This is a genomic window from Pedobacter sp. UYEF25 (assembly GCF_054061655.1).
The window spans coordinates 455,941-476,902 of sequence record NZ_JBSSEL010000001.1; the positions used below are offsets into that span (position 1 = coordinate 455,941).

General features: G+C 37.5%; 19 protein-coding genes. 5 read left to right on the plus strand and 14 right to left on the minus strand.

The genetic code is table 11. The features are described 5' to 3' along the window. Positions 1 to 184 precede the first annotated feature (184 nt). Complete coding sequence (gene smpB, locus ACVWYG_RS01890; protein ID WP_457268430.1) at positions 185 to 637, plus strand: SsrA-binding protein SmpB; 453 nt, start codon at positions 185 to 187, stop codon at positions 635 to 637. A gap of 86 nt (positions 638 to 723) precedes the next feature. On the opposite strand, the gene ACVWYG_RS01895 is transcribed toward smpB, so the two are convergent. The 3 genes from ACVWYG_RS01895 to ACVWYG_RS01905 form a co-directional block, all read right to left on the minus strand. Then, complete coding sequence (locus tag ACVWYG_RS01895) at positions 724 to 1,380, minus strand: protein-L-isoaspartate(D-aspartate) O-methyltransferase (protein ID WP_457268431.1); 657 nt, start codon at positions 1,378 to 1,380, stop codon at positions 724 to 726. 211 nt (positions 1,381 to 1,591) lie between these two features. Then, positions 1,592 to 4,072 (minus strand): replication restart helicase PriA, encoded by a 2,481-nt coding sequence (gene priA, locus ACVWYG_RS01900; protein WP_457268432.1) that lies wholly within the window; start codon positions 4,070 to 4,072, stop codon positions 1,592 to 1,594. Then, positions 4,072 to 4,458 (minus strand): DUF423 domain-containing protein, encoded by a 387-nt coding sequence (locus ACVWYG_RS01905; protein ID WP_457268433.1) that lies wholly within the window; start codon positions 4,456 to 4,458, stop codon positions 4,072 to 4,074. The genes priA and ACVWYG_RS01905 overlap by 1 nt, the downstream gene beginning before the upstream one ends. Positions 4,459 to 4,547: 89 nt before the next feature. Between ACVWYG_RS01905 and ACVWYG_RS01910 the strand changes: the two genes are divergently transcribed. Next, positions 4,548 to 6,113 (plus strand): DUF3352 domain-containing protein, encoded by a 1,566-nt coding sequence (locus ACVWYG_RS01910; RefSeq protein ID WP_457268434.1) that lies wholly within the window; start codon positions 4,548 to 4,550, stop codon positions 6,111 to 6,113. Between the two features lie 24 nt (positions 6,114 to 6,137). Then, positions 6,138 to 7,550, plus strand: coding sequence for a DUF5723 family protein (locus tag ACVWYG_RS01915; RefSeq protein ID WP_457268435.1), 1,413 nt, complete (start codon positions 6,138 to 6,140; stop codon positions 7,548 to 7,550). 46 nt (positions 7,551 to 7,596) lie between these two features. Here ACVWYG_RS01915 and tsaB read toward each other — a convergent pair whose 3' ends face one another. The 11 genes from tsaB to ACVWYG_RS01970 all read right to left on the minus strand — a co-directional run bounded on the left by tsaB (position 7,597) and on the right by ACVWYG_RS01970 (position 19,265). Next, positions 7,597 to 8,286, minus strand: a complete 690-nt coding sequence (gene tsaB / locus ACVWYG_RS01920; RefSeq protein ID WP_457268436.1) for a tRNA (adenosine(37)-N6)-threonylcarbamoyltransferase complex dimerization subunit type 1 TsaB — start codon at positions 8,284 to 8,286, stop codon at positions 7,597 to 7,599. Positions 8,287 to 8,410: 124 nt separating this feature from the next. Beyond that, positions 8,411 to 8,641: a membrane protein insertion efficiency factor YidD gene (yidD, locus tag ACVWYG_RS01925; protein WP_457268437.1), complete on the minus strand. Its 231-nt coding sequence runs from the start codon at positions 8,639 to 8,641 to the stop codon at positions 8,411 to 8,413. Then, on the minus strand, positions 8,628 to 9,017 hold the full coding sequence (gene rnpA, locus ACVWYG_RS01930; RefSeq protein ID WP_457268438.1) for a ribonuclease P protein component: 390 nt from the start codon (positions 9,015 to 9,017) through the stop codon (positions 8,628 to 8,630). The genes yidD and rnpA overlap by 14 nt, the downstream gene beginning before the upstream one ends. Positions 9,018 to 9,085: 68 nt before the next feature. Next, positions 9,086 to 9,244, minus strand: a complete 159-nt coding sequence (rpmH, locus tag ACVWYG_RS01935; RefSeq protein WP_457268439.1) for a 50S ribosomal protein L34 — start codon at positions 9,242 to 9,244, stop codon at positions 9,086 to 9,088. Positions 9,245 to 9,459: 215 nt separating this feature from the next. Then, positions 9,460 to 10,194, minus strand: coding sequence for a LytR/AlgR family response regulator transcription factor (locus ACVWYG_RS01940; protein ID WP_457268440.1), 735 nt, complete (start codon positions 10,192 to 10,194; stop codon positions 9,460 to 9,462). Next, entirely contained in the window at positions 10,191 to 11,234 is a 1,044-nt protein-coding gene (locus ACVWYG_RS01945; RefSeq protein WP_457268441.1) for a sensor histidine kinase, read from the minus strand. The genes ACVWYG_RS01940 and ACVWYG_RS01945 overlap by 4 nt, the downstream gene beginning before the upstream one ends. A gap of 99 nt (positions 11,235 to 11,333) precedes the next feature. Beyond that, positions 11,334 to 12,095: a LiaF transmembrane domain-containing protein gene (locus ACVWYG_RS01950; RefSeq protein ID WP_457268442.1), complete on the minus strand. Its 762-nt coding sequence runs from the start codon at positions 12,093 to 12,095 to the stop codon at positions 11,334 to 11,336. 224 nt (positions 12,096 to 12,319) lie between these two features. Continuing rightward, positions 12,320 to 14,260, minus strand: coding sequence for an amylo-alpha-1,6-glucosidase (locus ACVWYG_RS01955; protein ID WP_457268443.1), 1,941 nt, complete (start codon positions 14,258 to 14,260; stop codon positions 12,320 to 12,322). After that, on the minus strand, positions 14,253 to 16,892 hold the full coding sequence (locus ACVWYG_RS01960) for an MGH1-like glycoside hydrolase domain-containing protein (RefSeq protein ID WP_457268444.1): 2,640 nt from the start codon (positions 16,890 to 16,892) through the stop codon (positions 14,253 to 14,255). The genes ACVWYG_RS01955 and ACVWYG_RS01960 overlap by 8 nt, the downstream gene beginning before the upstream one ends. Positions 16,893 to 16,894: 2 nt before the next feature. Continuing rightward, positions 16,895 to 17,713 (minus strand): SDR family oxidoreductase, encoded by an 819-nt coding sequence (locus ACVWYG_RS01965; RefSeq protein WP_457268445.1) that lies wholly within the window; start codon positions 17,711 to 17,713, stop codon positions 16,895 to 16,897. A 43-nt stretch (positions 17,714 to 17,756) separates the two neighbouring features. Further along, positions 17,757 to 19,265: an SDR family oxidoreductase gene (locus tag ACVWYG_RS01970; protein ID WP_457268446.1), complete on the minus strand. Its 1,509-nt coding sequence runs from the start codon at positions 19,263 to 19,265 to the stop codon at positions 17,757 to 17,759. Positions 19,266 to 19,680: 415 nt separating this feature from the next. On the opposite strand from ACVWYG_RS01970, the gene ACVWYG_RS01975 reads away from it, so the two are divergent. Beyond that, on the plus strand, positions 19,681 to 20,379 hold the full coding sequence (locus ACVWYG_RS01975; protein ID WP_457268447.1) for a VIT1/CCC1 transporter family protein: 699 nt from the start codon (positions 19,681 to 19,683) through the stop codon (positions 20,377 to 20,379). 66 nt (positions 20,380 to 20,445) lie between these two features. After that, positions 20,446 to 20,838, plus strand: a complete 393-nt coding sequence (locus ACVWYG_RS01980) for a hypothetical protein (RefSeq protein WP_457268448.1) — start codon at positions 20,446 to 20,448, stop codon at positions 20,836 to 20,838. Positions 20,839 to 20,962: the final 124 nt, after the last annotated feature.

Below are 20,962 nucleotides of genomic sequence, written 5' to 3' on the forward strand. Positions count from 1 at the left end.
ATAAAAATTTATATACTCAAAAAAGAGGTTTATCATTTGTTTTACAAACAGATGAACCTTTAGGCTATTTACAAGAATTACTGTTATTTTTGCGTCGATTACGCCCAATTTTAGGATATTTGCCTCTGCCTGTTTAGGGAAGGCCAACATCAGCACACGTTTAAACGCTTAAAGCATCATCATTTTGAAAAACGACATCAACATAAAAAATAAAAGAGCTTATTTCGATTACAACTTAATTGATAAATACATCGCAGGCATAGCCTTGTTAGGAACCGAAATAAAATCTATCCGCGAAGCAAAAGCAAACATGACTGATGCGTTTTGTATGTTTATCGGTCGTGATTTATTTGTACGAAACCTGCACATTTCAGAATATAGCCACAGTTCTTTTTTTCATCATGATATCAAACGAGATCGAGCGCTTCTATTGAAGAAAAAAGAATTAAAAAAACTAAGAGTAAAGGGAGAAGAAAAGGGATACACGATTGTACCGCTGCGAATTTTTGTGAATGAACGCGGTTTCGCTAAAATAGAAATTGCGCTCGCCCAAGGTAAAAAAGAGTTTGATAAACGCGACAGCATGAAGGAGCGTGATTCGAAAAGAGAAATGGATAGAGCGATGAAGGATAGTTAGTACCTATTGATTCTTGTTTTTTTTAAAAAAGCAGCTCAGTACGTATGGGTAATTTCTAATGTTTAATTCCAGTTTCCGACTGCCTATTACCATGCTTGATCTCCCAGTAAGGGAACGAATCTAAACGTATCTAATTCAATTCTATCGTAATCATGCTCGCTTACACGAATAACGGTAATCATTTTCTGTGATTGCTCGTCGCCAACCGGGATGACTAAAATACCACCAATGCGTAACTGTTTTAGCATCATTTCGGGCACGAATGGAGCGCCAGCAGTTACAATTATTTTATCATATGGAGCATAAGTAGGAATTCCGTTTGATCCATCACCATAGAAAAAATGAGCCGGGTATCCCATTCCTGGAAGCACTTTAACCGTTCTATCGTAAATTTTCCGCTGACGCTCTATTGTAAAAACTTTAGCACCTAACTCCATTAAAACGCAGGTTTGATAGCCAGATCCAGTACCAATTTCCAGTACTTTATCGCCTTTTTTAATGTGCAACAACTCGCTCTGGTACGCCACTGTATAAGGCTGCGAAATGGTTTGTCCATTCCCAATTGGGAAAGCAATGTCTCTGTAAGCTTGATTCCAAAAAGTCTCATCAAAAAAAAAGTGTCTAGGGATTTTTCCTATTGCTTTTAAGACCGCTTTATCCGAAATTCCGCGCCCTTCTAGAAGCGTTACAAGCTTTTTCCTCGCTCCCTGCTCTCGATAATTATCAATAAACTTGTAGGCCATATCTGATCAAAAATACGTTTTTAATGGCTGTTAACAACACAAATGCTGTTTAAAATAGCTAGTTGCTTGATTGTAAAGACGAATTTTTTTTAGGTAGGTTTTATTTGCAAAATGTTAAAAGAAAACAAAGTTGATAGTATGAACTAACCGACAGAATTTAGCGTTCAGTATTTGACACTTCATCCGAAAACCCATCGCAGCTTCTCTCTTATTAATATGGATCTACATCAATAGAGATGTAAACACTTTTAAATTCTGGTTGACTGTTAAATTGCAAAATAGCTTCTCGCAATGCCATTTTTACTTTATTTATCGCCGTTTGTTTGTCGGCTTTTATGATAATTTGCTTTAAATAGAGATTTCTGACCCTGCTTATCAAAGGAACTTCAGGACCTAGCACTCGCTGTCCAAATTTAGCTTTCAATGTTTTGCCCAATCGCTCGGCTGCAGTCTCCAACACATTCTGATCTTTATGTCTCACTGATAAAAATATCATTTTAGAGAACGGAGGATATCCAAATTTTTCGCGCTCGGCAATCTCATCGCCGTACATCCCTAAATAATCGTTTTCTACCACCTGTTTAATAATTCTATGCCCGGCATCATATGTTTGGATACAAACTGTTCCTTGTTCTGCTCTTCTACCGGCCCGTCCAGCAACCTGGGCCAAAAGCTGATAACTTCTTTCATAGGCCCTAAAATCCGGATAACCCAGCAACGTATCGGCATTTATGACGCCAATTAGATTCAAATTCTCAAAATCTAACCCCTTGGCAACCATTTGAGTACCAATCAAAATATCTGTTTTTTTATCTTGAAAATCTGACAATATCTTCTGCAAGCCATTCCGCGTTCTCGTGCTGTCTAGGTCTAGCCTTGCAATGGTCGTTTTAGGGTAAAGCAATTTTAGTTCTTCCTCAATGCGTTCGGTTCCGAAACCCTTTTGCATGATGTGCACCGAGCCACACGCCGGACAAATATTTAAACTGCTTTGATGGTATCCACAATAATGACAATGCAGTTTTCCGCTACTTTTATGATAAGTAAGGCTTACATCGCAGTTAATGCATTTTGGCGTGTAACCACAAGTTGCACAAATTAGAATTGTAGCATATCCCCTTCTATTCTGAAACAATACAATTTGCTCTTTCTTCTCAAGTGCCAAATCAATTGCTTCAATTAACACGCTAGAAAAATAAGAAACCATTGTTTTATTTTTAGTTTCTTCGGAAATGCTTACGACTTTTTGGTTGGGCAAAGCAACTCCACCAAATCTATTTAAAACTTCTATCAGCGCATATTTACCTTGCAAAGCATTGTAATAGCTTTCTAAAGAAGGAGTTGCAGAGCCTAGAACCACTTTTGCTTTGTGTAAGTATGCCAAATAAATCGCAGCGTCTCTCGCTTGGTATCTTGGTGCGGGATCGTGTTGTTTGTAAGAAGACTCATGTTCTTCATCGACCACAATGAGTTTTAAGTTTTGAAAAGGAAGAAAGATGGCGGAACGTGCACCCAATATAACCTTGAATGTTCCTTTTTTAACTTTATTCCAGATTTCTACCCTTTCGTTATTGTTAAACTTAGAATGGTAAACACCGATAAGATTGCCAAAATAAAGTTTTATACGTTCTACAATCTGGGTAGTAAGTGCAATTTCGGGCAATAAGAATAGCACCTGACTATGATTAGCTTCAATAATTTCCTCTATTAATTTAATGTAAATCTGCGTCTTCCCCGATGCGGTTACTCCGTGAAGAAGTGCAACATCTTTATCGATAAAAGCCGCTTTTAATTCTTTGAACGCCCGATCTTGATCTTCGGTCAACGTAAAATTTACGCTAAATTCTTCATCAAAACTGGTAAGTCTACTTACCGGCTTTTTTGAGATGACAAAAATCTCTTTATCGGTAAGTGCCTTAAGCGCCGCATTCCCACAATTGCTCTCCTCTAAAATTTGCTCTTTTGTAATGGGATTCCCAATTTTCTTTAACTTTAAAAATACAAGTAACGCATCTAATTGATTCGGCGCGCGTTCTAAAATGCTAAACAACTGCTTTAAGTTTTCTTCTTCGCTATAAAAACTACTTAGGTTAACAAAAGATTTTAACAAAGGCTTATACTTTTGAGCGACCTCTTCTGCAACCAATATAAGTTCTTTATCCAACAAGCTATTAACGATTGGATAAACAGTTTTCTGTCCTAGTAATTTAGAAACTTCGCTTATGGTTAGCTTTAGTTGCACTTTTAAAGCCTCCATCACTAAGGCCTCTTTTTCGCTTAAGTCAGTTTCTTGATTACCATCTGTTTTTAACATTATGATGGTTTCACTGGCTAATTTTAAGCTTGCGGGCAATGCAGCAGCCATCACATCGCCTTCATTACACATATAATAATCCTTTATCCAATCCCAAAAAACCAATTGAATGTCGGTTACGATTCGCTCTTCGTCTACAACATCTATTAAATATTTTGCTTCATAAACGGTAGGTGCCTCTTTGGTTATTTTCGCAACAAGTGCAGTATAGATCTTGTTTTTTCCGAATTGAACAACCACGCGCTTCCCAATTGCAACTTGGTCGTTTAAATTCGCAGGAACTCTATAGGTGTATCTTAGTGCCAAAGAAAGCGGCAATATAACCTCTACAAAAAGAGTTTCTCTTTCTGTAAACATAGTATTTTGCTGCCAATCCATTATTTATCCTTTACAGCAGCAAAAAACAACATTATCCAGCCTAGAAAAAATAGCAATCCGCCGATAGGCGTAATTGGCCCAATAATGTTTACAAACTCATTGTTAAACATAGATTTTGTGGCCAATAGATATAGAGACCCAGAAAAAAAGATAATCCCGAAGGTGAAACAGAAATAGGCAATGTTGATGAGCTTGTTTCGATAACGTGCAAAAGTAGAGAGATAAAGAAGTGCAAAGGTATGGTAAAATTGATAATCGACTCCTTTTTGCCAAATTTCTAAGGCGTGTTCATCAACAAGATTTTTTAGCGCATGCGCACCGAAAGCGCCGAGCAAAACTGCCACGGCACCAAAAAACGAAGCGGTTAGAATTATACGTTTGTTCATAAATATTTGCCTTTGGCAATTGCTAAATTAATAAATTGGCGAAGATTTTAGCACAATTGGATGTAATAATTTAAATTTGTTTCGAACGGATGAAGAAGATTGGATTTACAATTATTGTCTTAGCACTCTCGGTATTTTATTTAGCGTACACCTATTTTTCTAGACTAGATACAGAAAATAATGCAAAAGATTTTGCGCTGCAAACTGCGTCTACCGATGCTGCGATGGTCTTTGCGTTTCAAAACGACAACTCATTTTATGACATTATGAATGGTCAGATTTTGCTCCAGCAAGTGTTAGGAGTGGAGAAAATGAACCTTTTAAACGCCCTAGCGAACAAAGTTCGGGGCGATGGATTGTTACACAAAGTTTTGGAAAATCAAACGGTATACATAAGCTTGTTACCAGATTCCAATAAAACCATAAATTTTCTTTACACGCTACAGTTAACAGATCAAAAAAACTTAAAAGCCTTTTCCGATTATTTAAAAATTAAAATAGATAAAAATAGCGTAGGCCAGTCAGCGGTTTTAAAATTAAATGACAGCGCTTCTGTATTTGTCAATATTAAAAACGATGTAGTTACTGCGAGTAACTCTGCACAACTTTTAGCGCAGGCCAATCAAAACCGTAAGGCAAATGGTTTTACAAACTATATAAAAAGCGCCAATACGATGAATAAAAACGTATTGGCACAACTATACTTAAACTTTAATAATGCCCCGTCACTTCTAAAGGTTATTATTGCTGGCAAAGTTAACGGCGCATTATCTGTTTTAAATAAGCAGCGCAGCTACGCCATTTTAAATTACAATTACAGCAAAGAATACATTTTGTTTAATGGCAACACAGATGTTGTAGACGCTGATAATTATCTAAATCTATTTTCTGACTGTACTCCTCAAACAATTTCCATAGCCAGCATACTGCCTGAAAATACGGCAAACTATGCGATTTACGCGACAGATGATTATGCTAAATGGTTAATCAAACTGAAAAAATTACAACAAAAGACAAATCAGGAAAAGCAAGTCGAAAAAATGATTGCTGCTGTAAACCAAGATTATCATACAGATTTAGCAAAGATTTTTAGTACATTCGTCGGAAACCAATTTGTCACATTTCAACTCTCAACTTCAGAGGATCTGGCTGCCTTTTCACTCCACAATGGCGATAAATTCGATCAGCTTCTCCTAGAGGCTAGCAGCGCTTACAGTCCAGGTATTCGTATTTTTAAGACTCCAGGTATTGTAACTGGTTTTTTCGGTGCTCCATTTGAAAACTTTTCTAGGCCATATTTTACTGTAATAGACAATTATTTAGTGGTTGCCAACAATGCAAGTACTGTGCAATCATTTCTAAACAGCTACAAACAGAATCGCTTTTTAAGCAAAACTCCCGAATATTTGGCTGCATTAAACCAGTTGACGAGCACTTGCAACATCAGTTATTACATCAACCCAGAAAATTCTAAAGCCGTATTTAGGCATAATATTCTTCTGCCGTATTACAAACATTTGCGTGCCGACAGCGGACTAAGAAGCTTTGATACTTTTTACTACCAGATGAGCGCAGATAAACATCGGTTTCTCACCAACTTATTGCTAAACAAATATGAGAAGCCAACAGTACCAGATTCATTACAAATTCGTTAATAAAACCGTAAACAAATTTTCTAAATGAAAAGACTTCTACTCATCCTTATCGCTGTGCTTGCTTTTAGCCATGTTCAGGCGCAACAGTACGGATTATTTGGAACAGAGACCATGTTTGACGCATTTGAAAATGTTTCCCAGAAATCTTTCACCTTAAATAGTTCTAGGCAGTTTTCTACAAATTTTTTCTTACCCTACTTTGGCGCAAATGCAGCGAACAAAGGCCCTGCAGATAACATCATTAGAAAACTGACCCAAACCGGAGAAATTGACACCCGTGAATTGCCTTTAGGTCTAGGCCAACGCAATCACTTTTTCGAAAACAGCAACATTTATGTTGCTGCGCTACGTGTTTTCAAATCATATAAGTATCAAAAAGAAATGGGGTTTTCGTGGCAGATTAGGTCGGATGTAGATGTGAGATATACAAACGAGAGTTTGGCTGTATTTGACTCTTATACCCGGTTTCCAAAAAATGAATTGTTAACAGACATTTTTAATACGAATGGTTATCAGCAGAGCTATCATCAGTTTAGCTTTAGTTACCGCGAAAACTACGATAAACGACTCGCATTTGGCTTTAAAGCAAGTATTTTGAGCGGTATTTTATACAACAGTTTAGACATTAACAATTCTAGTTTATTCTTAAATAAAGCCGCAAATACGCTGGATTTAGGGTTTGCGGGACAGTATCGCAGCAGTTTTCAAAATCTAGATGACATCAAACCCAAAACATTTTTCCCCACCTTTAAAAACCCCGGATTTTCACTAAGTCTAGGAACGAACTACACAACCAAACAAGGTTTGTTTTTAATGGGAAATATTAAGGATCTCGGCTTTATTTGGTGGCGAAGCAACACTACTCAAGCTGATCTACTTCAAACAACAACAATTGATAATTTGAAATATAATCAAGACAGAACAAACGAAAAGATAAAGGATGTCTTTCTGCTTGCGGGAAAGAACAAAAAATTCTTGGCAGCCACCAATGCAAAAGCGGATTTTTACATATCCAAAAATTTTACTTTTTATAAACCAGCCTTTATAGTTTCTAAGAACCTTTTTTATCAAGGCGGTGATGCTGCTTTCGTAAACACTTTTTATTATCAAGAATTTTCTGCAAGCATTACTCCAGATTACAACTTCACCAATATTTTTATGCTTGGATTACAAGGTAAATATCAAACTCCAAACTTCGAAGTGTTTTTAGGCAGCGACAATCTTCTGCGCTCCGCATATACCGCAAAAGGTTTAATTGAACAAAATGCACAAGTCGGTGCAGGAACGACCGGAAATGGTGCTTCTATTTATTTTGGGTTGGCATTTAAGTTTGGATACGTTGTAAATCATCCGCAGTTTGCAGACATTATTCCTGGCATAAATGATGGTGGCGATAACTTCTTTAAACATTTATTCTCAGGCTTTAAAAAGAGGTGAGTAAAAACTATACAAGTGAGTGATTAAATGTATCGAACGACAAAGTCTAAATCATTTTTTTTTTAGATTTAGTAACGACAAAATCTTTTAAGTAAAAAGGCTCGAAATAAGCAACGTCTTCAAAATTTTTTTGAAGAAATAATTCTTCAGAAAGTCTGGCCATATTTGCCGCACTGTTAAAATTATCTTCGCAAAGTATTGCATTTAAATGATTGATTATGTCTTTACTTTTTCTTGCTCCATCGCCAATAAACGTAATCTGATTGGTAAGCAACAATTCTGAAAAACTTCCCTCATCAATAATTTTTGCTTCCGTTGGCAATAAGTTTTCGAGAGTTTTACTGAAAATAGAGGTATAGACTTCCATTCGCCTTGCATCGATCATTGGGCAAATCAAACCTGTATATTGTGGGTTTTTATCTATAAATCCTTTAGCCATCATAACTAGCGTTTCGATCGCAATAAGCGGAATGTCTAATGCAAAACAAAATCCCTTTGCCGTAGAAGTACCAATTCGTAGGCCTGTATAAGAACCTGGACCTTTGCTGATTGAAACAGCATCTAGATCTGCAAAAACTAAATTTGCCTCTTCCATTACCTCCTGTACAAACAATGTGAGTTTGCTTGCGTGAAGGTTTAAACCGCTTTCTTCTTTTAATGAAATTACCTTTCCATCTACAGCAAGCGCCGCGGAACATACACTTGTAGCAGTCTCTAGCAATAATATAGTGCCCATTGTACGAAGATAAATTATTAGCGACTTAAATTATAAATTTATTAACTGCCTAGCTTTGCATGCAATCATTGCTTCCATCCCCACTTTGCCTCCAAAAAAACAGGATAGTAGCGTAAAACACTATTTAAGGAACGGGATCATGACCATGTTCCCCCCATGGATGGCATCTACCAATGCGTTTCAAAGCCATCCATCCTCCTGTAAATGGACCATATTTTTTTATCGCCTCTACTCCGTAAGCCGAACAAGACGGTGTAAATCTACAGTTTGCACCAAGCATCGGCGAAATCCCGTATTGGTAAATCCGTATCAACGCAAGAAAAATCCAACCGAAAATTGATTTAATGAACCCCATTTGTTAACGATTTTAATTTAACAAAGCTGAGTAAAAGTCTTGTTTGCAAATAAGCGAACTGGGGGATTTCTTTGCCGATAAATTGAATAGAAAGCAGCAATGTTTGGCCACTGGCCGGCAAGTTGCGGAAAAGATATTCGGTTTTATTTAATCGATATCCTTCTCTAATCCTACGCTTTATCAGGTTTCGATCTACTGCCCGTTTATATCTTTTTTTTGGAACGGATATAACTACTTGAACCGGCGGAAGATTGGTCGCGGTTACAACAAGATACGAAATCCTAATGGGATATAATAAAAAAGAAGAACCGTTTTTGAACAGCGAATCCAAATGTTTCTTGCTGCATAACCGTTCTTCTTTCGTAAATGTGTACATGTATTTTTGATTGTTGTGGCAAAACTCATGCCGCCTCTTTCTGCTTAAGCAGAAACGCAACCAAAAAATTACGCTTTATGCTTGCGCTCGTCAGATACTGTTAATCTGTGTCTGCCTTTAGCTCTGCGTGAAGCTAATACTCGTCTGCCGTTAGCTGTTGCCATTCTTTCGCGGAAGCCGTGCTTATTTCTTCTCTTTCTTTGCGAAGGTTGGAATGTTCTTTTCATGACTGTATATCGTTATCTTGTGTGGTTTGCCTTAAAAATTAAGAGGTGCAAATATAGAGTGATTTATGTAGAAATGCAAGTGGTACGGACTTTATTTTTCCAAGTTTTAGAATTTATTTTTATGCCGTTTATAGGCTAAACAGCCGTCTCAAAATTTTAACAAAAATTATTTTAAATTATTAACGTATTGGATTAGCCTTATATTTCCACTTTAGCTACAAACCTAAAGCACCTTTTAGTTTTACATAACCTGTTTTGCTTATAGGTAACCAAATATTGGTTTTCAAAAGCACCACATAACTGTCTTTTTCTTTAAGTTCGATTTTAGTAACCTGTGAAAGGTTGATGATGTAAGAGCGATGTATTCGGATAAACTGTGTTGGGTTTAGCGTTTGCTCAAAAAAGGCCATGGTTTTATTTTTTTGAAATGTACCTCCAGCTGCATTTATAGTCACATAATCATCATCAGCTTCTAAATAATTTATTTCTGCCACGGATATGATAGAAATTACCCCGTCTTTTTTGACTACCACCCTACTGTTCTGCGCAGGATCTAGCGAGATACGTTCTACGAGTGTTAATTGACTGTCGACTTGTTTTATGCGGCTTTGCAATTTTTCCATCGCCGTATCAAACCGATTCCGTTCTATCGGTTTCAACAAATAATCCAAAGCATTGATCTCGAATGCTTTAATGGCATATTCATCGAAAGCAGTTGTGAATATTATATTTGGTTTTTCATCAATCAATTCTAACATTTCGAATCCAGTAATTTTAGGCATTTGAATGTCTAAAAAGACTAAATCTGGTTTGTGCTTGCCAATCGCTTTTACGCCTTCAAAACCGTCAGAACATTCCGCAACTATCTCTACATCAAAGTAATCCGCTAAATAAAATTTAACAATATCTCTAGCTAAAGGTTCATCATCAATCAATATTGTCCTTATCATTTTAGTTGAGGTATTTTTAAAGTGGTAATATAAATATTATTTGGTTCGGTTGCTGTTTGAAGCAAATCTAAGCTGCCAAACAGCAGATAAAGCCGTCGCCTAATTGCCTTTAGTCCAAAACCAGTTCCTTTAGCTGCCGTCATTTCTGGATCAAACGGATTTTGCACTCTTATTTTTAGCACCCCGTCTTGTATGAAAACGTTAACTTTTACAACAACAGCCTTATTGGTATTGTAAAGGCCAAATTTTATTGCGTTTTCTATAATGGGTTGTAACAGTGTACCAGGTAATAGATATGATAAACTCTCATCGGCAATGTCTATTTGAATGTCTAAGCGATGGCTAAATCTTACTTTTTCTATATCTAAATACAAACTGATGTATTCCATTTCTTCTTCGACAGTTACCCAAATTTGGTCCTCTCTTTTTAAGTTTCCCCTCAAAAAGGCCGCTAATTTTGTAATCATTGTGCCTGCTTCCTTGGGATTAACCATTGTTAATGCAAAAACAGAATTTAAGCTGTTAAACAAGAAATGTGGCTGCAGCTGATGTCTAAGTTTGTTCAATTCTGCTTGATTTGCTAGGTTTTGAGCATCGACGAGTCTGGCTTGGCTTTCTGATTGTTCTTCTAACTTATACCATAAAACATTCGAAATTGCTACCCAAAAAAAACACATAAACACAATCAACACTCTAAAAACGATGGAAAAACTATAAAAGTCTTTATAAAAATCTATATTCCCGAAGAAATAAAGGAGAATAGATCTTGCAAGAAATGTTGTGAGGAGTGTTAAACCTATTGCAATAATAGCTACGTATGTAATTAGTTGTGCTTTGGGCTGATAATATCCCAACATATTACTTAGCCCTAAACAACCTAAAGCCAAGAGCAAGTTGTTTACCAAAGCATCGGCAGCAGAAAGTTGCCAACTAAAATGTAGAAAATAGTGAAGTCCAAGCGCACAACTTATGGTCAGAACGGCAAATCCTGCCAAAGCTGTATACTTTATTTTAGGAATTGAAATGGGTCTGGTTGTCAAAACAGTGAAGGTTAGGGACGAAATTTAGGTTAAGTACAGTTGCGAATAAAATTGATGTTGAGACCAAAACGAGGCTGATGCTCAACTTAACCTCAGTTCTTAGAAACTCCTAATCTCGACACCACCAAACGTAACCGAACCATCTAAAATTAGTAATTTCTTTTCTTCACCTGTTTCTATCAAAGTCATTCTTTTGTCTTCAACATTTCCAAACATTGGAGATATATTTGTTTTTATAGCCCAATTTGGAGGTACAATTAGTTTTATACCGCCAAATGCTGCATTTATTTCTAACACAACGCTACCTGTAAAATCTGCTTGTGTAAAGTTGATGTCTGCACCTCCAAAAACCGCAGCTATTTTACCTCCTTTAAAGTTTTTTGAAAAGACACTTTGATGTGTGCCGCCAAAAACCGCTGAGGCTTCAAAGTAATCATTGGTATTCGCTTCTTCTGCATTCAGTACAGAAGTGCCCGACATTTCATCAAACCTATTTTTAAATCTGCGTCTGCCAAAATTTCCGTAAGACGACTTCGGCCTAAGAATTAAAAATGCTCCTAAAATAACCAAACCTACGCCAAGCGCATATTTCGACACATCTAAATCTACTACTTGCCCTAAAAGGTTATAACCTCCAATAAGAATCAAAACTAACCAACCAATTCCCCTAAAATTTTTCTTAGCGCCTACAAAAATTCCTAGCGCTACTAAGAAAATTGGCCAATCGAAGAGCCAATCTGGCAAACCTAAATTAAGGTTGTTAAGTAGGAAGGCTATTCCAACCAATATAACAAGTAAGCCACCGATATATCTAAATGACGAAGGTTTATTATTGATGTTGTTGTTTTGTAAATCTACCATGATGTTTTTTTTATGATGTAAAAGTAGCACGTCAAAGAAATAAAAAAACAACAATTAGTCCTACGGCAGCAAATGCTCGGTAAATGGAGGAAAACAGTCGGTAAAAAAGCTTAAACTGTGCCGCACTTTAGTCAAGATAAATTCAAGCCATTCGAGAATCTAAGATTTACTGTTTGTCAAAAACCCTGAATTGTAAAAACTACTAAGAAGCCGCTATTATTGCATTACCTCTCAAATTCCGATAATTGAAAATCTTCGTATAATTTTAAAATTGCGCCAACAGACCATGCCTGCTGTATACAACCTTTCCCTTTTTCAGGATTTAAGCCATCAAAAATTTCTGAAATACAGTGGATTCCCGCATCATTGTAAAAATGATTTCTAATCTTTTTTAAGGCGACAAAGACCTTTTTTCTCCTCGTCAGCGAAGCACCATAAATTTGCAACTCAGCGCTAAAAAATTCATGCAATAGAAAAGGCCAAACCGTACCTTGATGATAGGCATCATCTCGGTGTTGCTGATCCCCGAAATAGACTCCTTTAAAACTCGGATCATCTGTGGCCAAGGTCCTAATACCGTAGGGTGTATATAATTTTTCTTTAATCGTTTCGAATATTTTCTGTTGCTGCTTTTTGTCCAAAAGCTTAAACGGAAGGCTAATGGCAAACAATTGATTTGGCCGCAGACTATTGTCGCATGACTTTCCCGGAACAATGACATCATACAAAGTGCCCGCTTCGTTAGTAAACATCTTTGTAAAGTTACCTTCAAAAGCAGTCAACACTTTTACATACTTCTGTTCAAATTCTTGATGAAAATAGTAGGAAAAATATTGATAAATTTTTAAGGCATTATACCACAGGGCATTAATCTCTACTGGGCAGCCAATTCGAGGGGTAATGACTTTTCCATTTACTTTTGCATCCATCCAGGTTAGCTGAAAGCCATCTTGTCCACCATACAAAAAACCCTCATCGGTGATGTGAATGTTATATCTAGTGCCTGCCAAATGATGATCTAGCACATTTTTCAATTTACTTAGGTGTTTCTCGGCAAAAGCGTCGTCTTTAAATTTTTGATGATATTCGTAAAAGCTTATAAAAAGCCACAGCGTTGCGTCTATGGTATTGTACTCAACCTCATCACCCTCATAATCCGGAAAACGATTTGGCAACATGCCTTGGCTTAAACTACCAAGAAATGTTCGAAGAATAGATTTAGAGATCTCTTTTTTCCCGGTTGCAATGGTCAATCCGCGCATGGCGATCATCGTATCTCGTCCCCAATCTGCAAACCAATGATAACCGGCGATGATAGATTTACTTTTAGTAGAAACCCGATCCACTAAAAATTGATCGCCGGAATGCAATAAGTCTTTCAAAAATCTACTACTTACCGATTTCTCGACTTTAGTTTTCTTTTTAACAAGTTGCTCAATTCCCTTATCAAAATTTAGATCGGAAAATTTCTCATCTAAGGAAAAGCATAACGTCATTTCGGCTCCTGGAGAAAGCGCTTGTGCCAAAACTCCCAATTGATAATAATCGCAGACAGATCCGTAGCCTCTATCTCGCTCTTCTGCTAAAAATATATTTTTATACCACGTTTTTTCCGGTGTAAATGACCCGCTATCCCAAGAAGTAAAAAGCGGTGTTGCGCCGTATTGTGCAAACGTTTTTATCGTATTTAGTTTAAATTCTGAATAGAAATCAGTTTTTCCGTTTTCTTTAAATGTGGCCATGAAGTTGCTGTAAGCATAAAGCGGATGCAACGTTAGGGTAAATATAGACTCACCATTATTTTTATACCTGACAAAAACGGTGTTGGATTTTTGCGGCATATAAACCGTCTTTTCCAAATTCCATACCTCTTGTTCTCCATAGTTCCATGTAGGAAGATCGTCAGCCGAAAAGTGCTTAAAAAATGGACGATTTTCGGGTAATTTTTGCCCTAAATATCTATTTCCCTGTAAAAATAGATCCCGACCTTTGATAGAAATTCGCTCTTCGATATCAGCCACTAACACATATCGATCTGTAGGTGGCTTAAAAGAAGCGATAAGTAGTCCGTGGTAGCTTCGCGTATTAATTCCATTAATAGCGCCAGAGGCATAGCCACCTAACCCATTTGTTATTAACCACTCTCTATTATTATCCTCATTCATTTAAATATTCCTCAATTAAATTTGCGACTAATGCTGTCCAACCGAGCTGGTGAGAAGCACCAACTCCCCTGCCAGTATCTCCGTCGAAATACTCATAAAACAATACATAGTCCTTAAAATGCACATCTCTATATTGCATTTTATGAAGTGCATTTACAGGTCTATCTCCATGCTCGTCCGCAACAAAAATATTTATAAGACGTTTACTTAGCGCTTCACTAATATCTCTCAAGCCTAACACTTTATCCGATCCGGCGGGAAAATGAAACTCTTTTTTTCCCTCAACCTTATAATTGGAAAATTTTCTTAAGGCTTGTACAAATAAATAGCAGAGCGGAAACCAAATCGGTCCTCTCCAGTTAGAATTCCCTCCAAAAAGTGTTGTAGAAGATTCTGCTGGCTCATAATTTATTTGATATTCCTGTTTATCTATCTCCAAACAATAAGGCTGAATGTATTCTTTAGAAAGCGATCTGATGCCGAAAGCGCTTAAAAATTGGTCTTCGTTTAGTAATGTATCAATCAGAATTTCACGCCTATTTCTAGGGACAAGGGCAAATAAAAGTTCATCCGTATCTCTGTAATCATTTACTACAAGGTAATTCAATGTTTGGCTTTTATAATCTTTAAACCATTGCACACTCCGTTTAAATTTTGGCAACTGATTTAAGGTTTCCTTGTCGATAAATAACACTGCTGCCAACGACAGCATGCCCGAAATCGATTTTACTTTTATAGGAATCTGATCTCCGTTAGCCAATGTTAACTTATCATAGAAAAATCCATCTTCTTCATTCCATGCACCCACAGTTGTATCGCTGATCTTATTTAAAGCTTCGGCGATATAAACGAAGTGGCCGAGAAACTTAACGGACATATCTTCGAAGGTATTGTCTACTTTGGAGATTTCTAAACTTATCTCTAGCATATTCAAACAATACAATGCCATCCAAGATGTGCCATCTACTTGCTCCAAATAACCATTCTCCGGCACACCATGACTTCTATCAAAGAGCCCAATGTTATCGAGACCTAAAAAACCGCCTTCAAACACATTGTTGCCAGAACTATCTTCTCTATTTACCCACCAAGAAAAGTTAAGCGTTAGCTTATTAAAAACCCGCTTTAAAAAATCAACGTCATTTTTACCCGTTCTATTTTTCTCAATTTTGTAAATCTCTAGCGCTGCCCAAGCCTGCACCGGCGGATTTACGTCACCGAAGGACCATTCGTAAGCAGGCACTTGCCCGCTAGGCGCCATATACCATTCTCTGGTAAACAAGAGCAATTGTTGTTTTGCAAACTCTACATCTATACGAGCTAGAGTTGTGCACTGAAAAGCCGAATCCCATGCAGCATACCAAGGATACTCCCAACTATCGGGCATAGACATCACATCGTGATTTCTTAACGTTCGCCAATCACTATTTCTTCCCTTTTTGCGTTCTTCTGGTGGTACTGGCTGTTTCGGGTCGCCATCTAGCCATGTATCTACCTCATAATTGTAATATTGCTTATTCCACAATATACCTGCGTAAGCCTGTCTTTTTATTTTATTTAGTTCTTCATTATCAGAAATGTTTAAACGCTTATAAAACTCATCACATTCCTCAATTCTCTTATTAAAAACAGTTTCGAATGACGAATTAAAAGGCTTTTTAAAATGTTTGGTGGTTAGCCGCAGTTTAATGGTGGTAGATTCACCGCCTTTAATGGTAAGTCTGTATAAGGGAGCGCATTTGGTACCGCTTTCATTGTGGCAAGCAGAACTAAAATCATTGTCTATAACTGCCTTATGAAACAAGTCTTTTTTAAAGGGATGATTGTTCGCTACATTAAATATTCGCTCATCATTGGTTTCATTTTCTGTAAATAAAAGTCTATCCGCAGCTTCGAAATAAAGGTTGTAGTCGTCAATATATGTATTCCCGACGGTCACAAAATCTAGATCGCCATCGTTGTTCTTTTTTATAATCGGCTTCTTTGCCTCTTTAAAACTCCAGAAATTTCTACACCATAAAGTTGGCAATACATAAATTTCAGCATCTTCTTCCGCCCGATTGCAAATGGTAATTTTAATTAAAATGTCATTTACATCTGCTTTCGCATATTCTGTAAAAACATCAAAATACTTATTTTCGTTAAAAATTCCTGTGTCAAGCAGTTCATATTCAAGGTCATCTTTTCCTCTAGCTGCATTGGTATTTACCAAATCATTATAAGGATACTCGCCCTGCGGATATTTGTACAGGTGCTTCATATAAGAATGCGAAGGCGTATTTTCCAAATAATAGTAGAGCTCCTTTACATCTTCTCCATGGTTTCCTTCGGGACCGGATAAACCAAACATTCGCTCTTTAAGTATTGGATCCTTACCATTCCAAAGTGCAATGGCAAAACAAACATTGCAATAATGGTCTGATAAGCCCGCTATTCCGTCTTCGCCCCATCTGTATGTTCTACTACGGGAATCATCATGGCTCAAATAATTCCAAGCGCTCCCGTCTGCGCTATAATCTTCTCGCACAGTTCCCCACTGTCGCTCGCTAAGATAAGGACCCCATTTTAGCCAATCTTTTTTTTTAGCGTAGTTGTCGGCAAGTCTCTTTTCTTCTTCAGTCTGCAATTTCATTTCTATCCGTTTTCAGTAAATCCAGGGTAGCAAGTCATTCCACCGTCGACAAAAATTGTGGTACCATTAATATATTCAGACTCATCTGATGCCAGCCAAGCCGCAGCACTGCCGATGTCTTCAGGTATGCCAATTCTTTTATATGGAATGAGTTTATTTAGTTTTTCAAGAGCGGCTTCAGTGTCCCACGCATCTTTATTTATACTCGTTTTTATGGCTCCAGGTGCAATGCTGTTGCATCGAATTTTATGTGGGGCATAACCCTGGCAAATGCTTTCCATCAACATATGGATGGCACCTTTAGAAGCTGCATAATTGGCATGGCCAGCCCATGGAATAATTTGGTGAACAGAGCTCATATGGATAATTTTACCAAGAGAACTGGAAACATCTGGGCGCATTCCTCTACGGAGAAACTCTTTTATCGCCTCACGCACACACAAAAATTGACCGGTCAAATTTACATCAATAACCAACTGCCAATCTGCCAATGACATCTCGTGCAAAGCACTATCTTTTTGTAAACCTGCATTTGGGACGCAAATATCTACAGTACCAAATTTATCAATGGTTTGCTCAAACATCGCAATTACCTGATCCTCTTTGCTCACATCACACTGTATAGCGATGGCGCTCCCACTAATATCACTTTTATTTATCCTGTTCACAATTTCTTCTGCAGCCTCTGGATGAGAAACATAATTGACGACCACGTTAGCGCCGTCTCTGCCTAAAGCTTCGGCAACCGCCTCACCTATCCCAGAGTTTGCTCCGGTTACAATCGCTGTTTGGCCTGCTAATCTTTTATTGGGTCTTTGCATATTCTTTTATTTATAATGTCAACATATGTCTATTAAAATGTTATTAATTCCCATCTCCTGGTGGAGATATGCGTGGCAATTCTGGTTGGGGCGCAACCAAAATTTTGTTCTTTTCTTCATAATTTATCAAATTTCTCGCCATCCCATTAAAAATAAAAATATGGAATGGATACATCAACCACCAATACACTCTGCCCCACAAGCCGACGGGGCGAAAGGTTGCAATTTCGCTGAGGTATTTATAAGTGCTTCGTTCAACAACTTTAAACTCCAACCAAGCCTCTCCAGGAAGTTTCATTTCGGCATAAAGTAGCAATCTGCCATTTTTTTTGTCAGCCAAAATCACGCGCCAGAAATCTAGTGCATCGCCCGCATAAAGTGTTACATTACTTCTCCTACCTCTTCTCGTACCCACTCCCCCAATTACCTGGTCTATTAGTCCTCTCAGATTCCAAAGCCAATCTAAATAATACCATCCCCTATTACCGCCTATCGACCAAACATTATCTTTTACGATGTTTGTAGAAATGTTAAACCTATGCTTTACTTTATAAGTAAGCGTTCCATTTTGAGGCACTTTAACCTGATCCATAAAAGCACCGTCTAAATATCCGCGGTTTAACGCATCGCTCCAACTCGAAACAATTGAATTTTGCTCGATCATTTTAAAGGCTAGCTGCAACGCTTCTTGATAGCCGAAACAGGTCCTTGGCACAACTTTTTTAATCTCATCGTCTTTACAAATCACCTCGTTGCGCATGCTTTCAACCAAACTGCTGGCAATGTTGTAATTTACAGAGGTCACAATGTTTAGCCACAAAGAAGAAAGTCTTGGCGACAATATAGGTACTGTAAAAATTTTACGTTTTAACTTCCTGGCTGTCGCATAACCTAAAAGCATTTCTTTATAAGTTAAGATATCCGGACCCCCAATGTCAAAGGTCTTGTTTAGTGCTTTATCGTTGAGCAAAACTCCCTCCAAATAATACAACACATCTCTTATTGCAATGGGCTGGCATTTAGTGCGCAACCATTTTGGCGCAATCATTATCGGAAGCTTTTCTGTTAAATCCCTAATAATCTCAAACGACGCACTTCCAGATCCGATGATAATGGCAGCCCTCAAAAATGTATGTGCCACTTTACTAGCTTTCAATACATTTTCTACACCCAATCTCGACTGCAAATGCTGCGACAAATCGTCGTCGTTCACAATTCCTGTAAGATAAATATTTTGTTTGCAACTTGTTTTTTCTATTGCATCGACAAAGTTTTTTGCGGAAGTAGCCTCCAGCGCTCGAAAATCTGTGTGCGCTGTGCCCATCGAATGAACAAGGTAGTATGCAGCATCGATGTCTTTTGGAATGACATCCAAGGTCTCGTCCTTAAGCAAGTCACCCACGATGATATGTGTATGTTCATGCTCGAAATATTCTTTATTAACCCTTCGCTTATCTCTAACCAAACAGTAGATTTCGTGACCAGACTTTTGCAGTAAGGGAAGTAGACGAGCGCCTATATACCCGTTTGCACCAGTAAGAAGAATTTTCATAAAGGTTTAACAAGGATAGTTGAAAAGAGTTTTTTTGTTGTGATCAAAATTATCGGCAATTCTATTCACAAATTTTAGATCAAAATGAGTTTGTTGGCCATCGGTTAATTTCGTAAAACATTTAATCGCCCGCGGCTCTCCAAGTTTAGAAAGTATCTGTCATTACTCAAAAATGGCGGTTATTTGCTTTTGTTTTGACGTTTATTCATACTCATTCCGAATATCTAATTCATACCGAAAATCTGCGTTATATTTTATTATTTTGCACTCCAAACAATTGAACAAATCAAAGGTTTAACATGTTATAAATTGTGCCTTTGGTTGTAGCTGCAAAACTAGGTTTTAATAACACTTATTTTTGATTTGACAGGAAGTAGCAATCAATAAATAATTGGGATAGTTATAGGCATAAATTTTGGAGACTAAACACCATCACAGCGAAAAACACTTCACTTCCTCTGAGGTTGTGCGTGATGTGATCATCGGTATGACCGATGGACTTACCGTACCTTTCGCTTTAACTGCAGGACTTAGTGGAGTTGTTCACTCAAATGCGCTAATCATTACAGCCGGAATTGCAGAAATTGTGGCCGGCTCTATTGCGATGGGTTTGGGTGGATATCTTTCTGCCAAAACGGAAATTGAACATTATGAAACCGAGTTAGGTAGAGAATACCGCGAAGTGGAGATTGTTCCCGAGAAGGAAAAAGAGGAAGTGATGGAAGTATTTGCGAATTATGGCCTTCCTAGAAATTTACAGATAGAAATTGCTGATGAGTTGAGCAAAGATAAAGACCAATGGGTAGAATTTATGATGAGATTTGAACTTGGCATGGAAAGACCTGATCCAAAAAGGGCCAAACAGAGCGCATTTAACATTGGCATTTCGTACGTTATTGGTGGATTTGTACCGCTTTCCGCCTATTTTTTTACCAAAAGCCCTTCAGAAGGTTTGATTTTTTCTGCCGTCATTACCATTATTTCGCTCTTTATCTTTGGTTATGTAAAGACAAAACTCACAGGAATTAACCCCTTACAGGGTGCTATTAAAACTGTATTAATTGGCGCTTTGGCCGCTGGAGCAGCTTTTTTAGTTGCAAGATTAATTTCATAATTGTTAGCCATTATTAATAAAATGATCTTCTTATAACCTTCTAGAAAAGCTTTAATAAATAACAAAGTGAAAAGATTTTTAAGCCGTTTTTTTCTTTTTATTTTTATTCTTCAGAACACTGTCGCAGGTGAGCTGCTGAAACTGCCGCTGCTTGTTCAACATTACGAACAACACATCACTTTACACCACAACACAACGATTTACGGTTTCTTAAAAATGCATTACATCGACCCTACGGTGATGGATGAGGATTATGCGCAAGATATGCAGCTCCCCTTCAAAGCAATAGACCTACATTCTTACATCATTCAATTGTCTTTACCCCCTTTAATCGAAACTAAAGTTGCCTCCGTTTACCCACAGATTAAAGATGAAGCTATCCAAAATTTCAAAATAAAGCATCTCCTATATTATCACGATAGCATTTTTCGGCCTCCAAAGTTGGATTTCAAATCTTAACCTCTTTTACTGGGTTTTTGAACGCCTTAAAGGCATTTTCTTATTTCGATGTTCAATCAAAAGCATTGCTGCACTTTTATGGGCTAAGCTTTCGTTGAAAACGATTTAAAGTGTTTCCAACTAA

Bases quoted from the DNA above. Each gene is read 5' to 3' on its own strand.
- ACVWYG_RS01895 (WP_457268431.1), bottom strand. From the start codon at position 1,380: ATGGCCTACAAGTTTATTGATAATTATCGAGAGCAGGGAGCGAGGAAA.
- priA (WP_457268432.1), bottom strand. From the start codon at position 4,072: ATGGATTGGCAGCAAAATACTATGTTTACAGAAAGAGAAACTCTTTTT.
- ACVWYG_RS01905 (WP_457268433.1), bottom strand. From the start codon at position 4,458: ATGAACAAACGTATAATTCTAACCGCTTCGTTTTTTGGTGCCGTGGCA.
- ACVWYG_RS01910 (WP_457268434.1), top strand. From the start codon at position 4,548: ATGAAGAAGATTGGATTTACAATTATTGTCTTAGCACTCTCGGTATTT.
- ACVWYG_RS01915 (WP_457268435.1), top strand. From the start codon at position 6,138: ATGAAAAGACTTCTACTCATCCTTATCGCTGTGCTTGCTTTTAGCCAT.
- tsaB (WP_457268436.1), bottom strand. From the start codon at position 8,286: ATGGGCACTATATTATTGCTAGAGACTGCTACAAGTGTATGTTCCGCG.
- yidD (WP_457268437.1), bottom strand. From the start codon at position 8,641: ATGGGGTTCATTAAATCAATTTTCGGTTGGATTTTTCTTGCGTTGATA.
- rnpA (WP_457268438.1), bottom strand. From the start codon at position 9,017: ATGTACACATTTACGAAAGAAGAACGGTTATGCAGCAAGAAACATTTG.
- rpmH (WP_457268439.1), bottom strand. From the start codon at position 9,244: ATGAAAAGAACATTCCAACCTTCGCAAAGAAAGAGAAGAAATAAGCAC.
- ACVWYG_RS01940 (WP_457268440.1), bottom strand. From the start codon at position 10,194: ATGATAAGGACAATATTGATTGATGATGAACCTTTAGCTAGAGATATT.
- ACVWYG_RS01950 (WP_457268442.1), bottom strand. From the start codon at position 12,095: ATGGTAGATTTACAAAACAACAACATCAATAATAAACCTTCGTCATTT.
- ACVWYG_RS01955 (WP_457268443.1), bottom strand. From the start codon at position 14,260: ATGAATGAGGATAATAATAGAGAGTGGTTAATAACAAATGGGTTAGGT.
- ACVWYG_RS01960 (WP_457268444.1), bottom strand. From the start codon at position 16,892: ATGAAATTGCAGACTGAAGAAGAAAAGAGACTTGCCGACAACTACGCT.
- ACVWYG_RS01965 (WP_457268445.1), bottom strand. From the start codon at position 17,713: ATGCAAAGACCCAATAAAAGATTAGCAGGCCAAACAGCGATTGTAACC.
- ACVWYG_RS01970 (WP_457268446.1), bottom strand. From the start codon at position 19,265: ATGAAAATTCTTCTTACTGGTGCAAACGGGTATATAGGCGCTCGTCTA.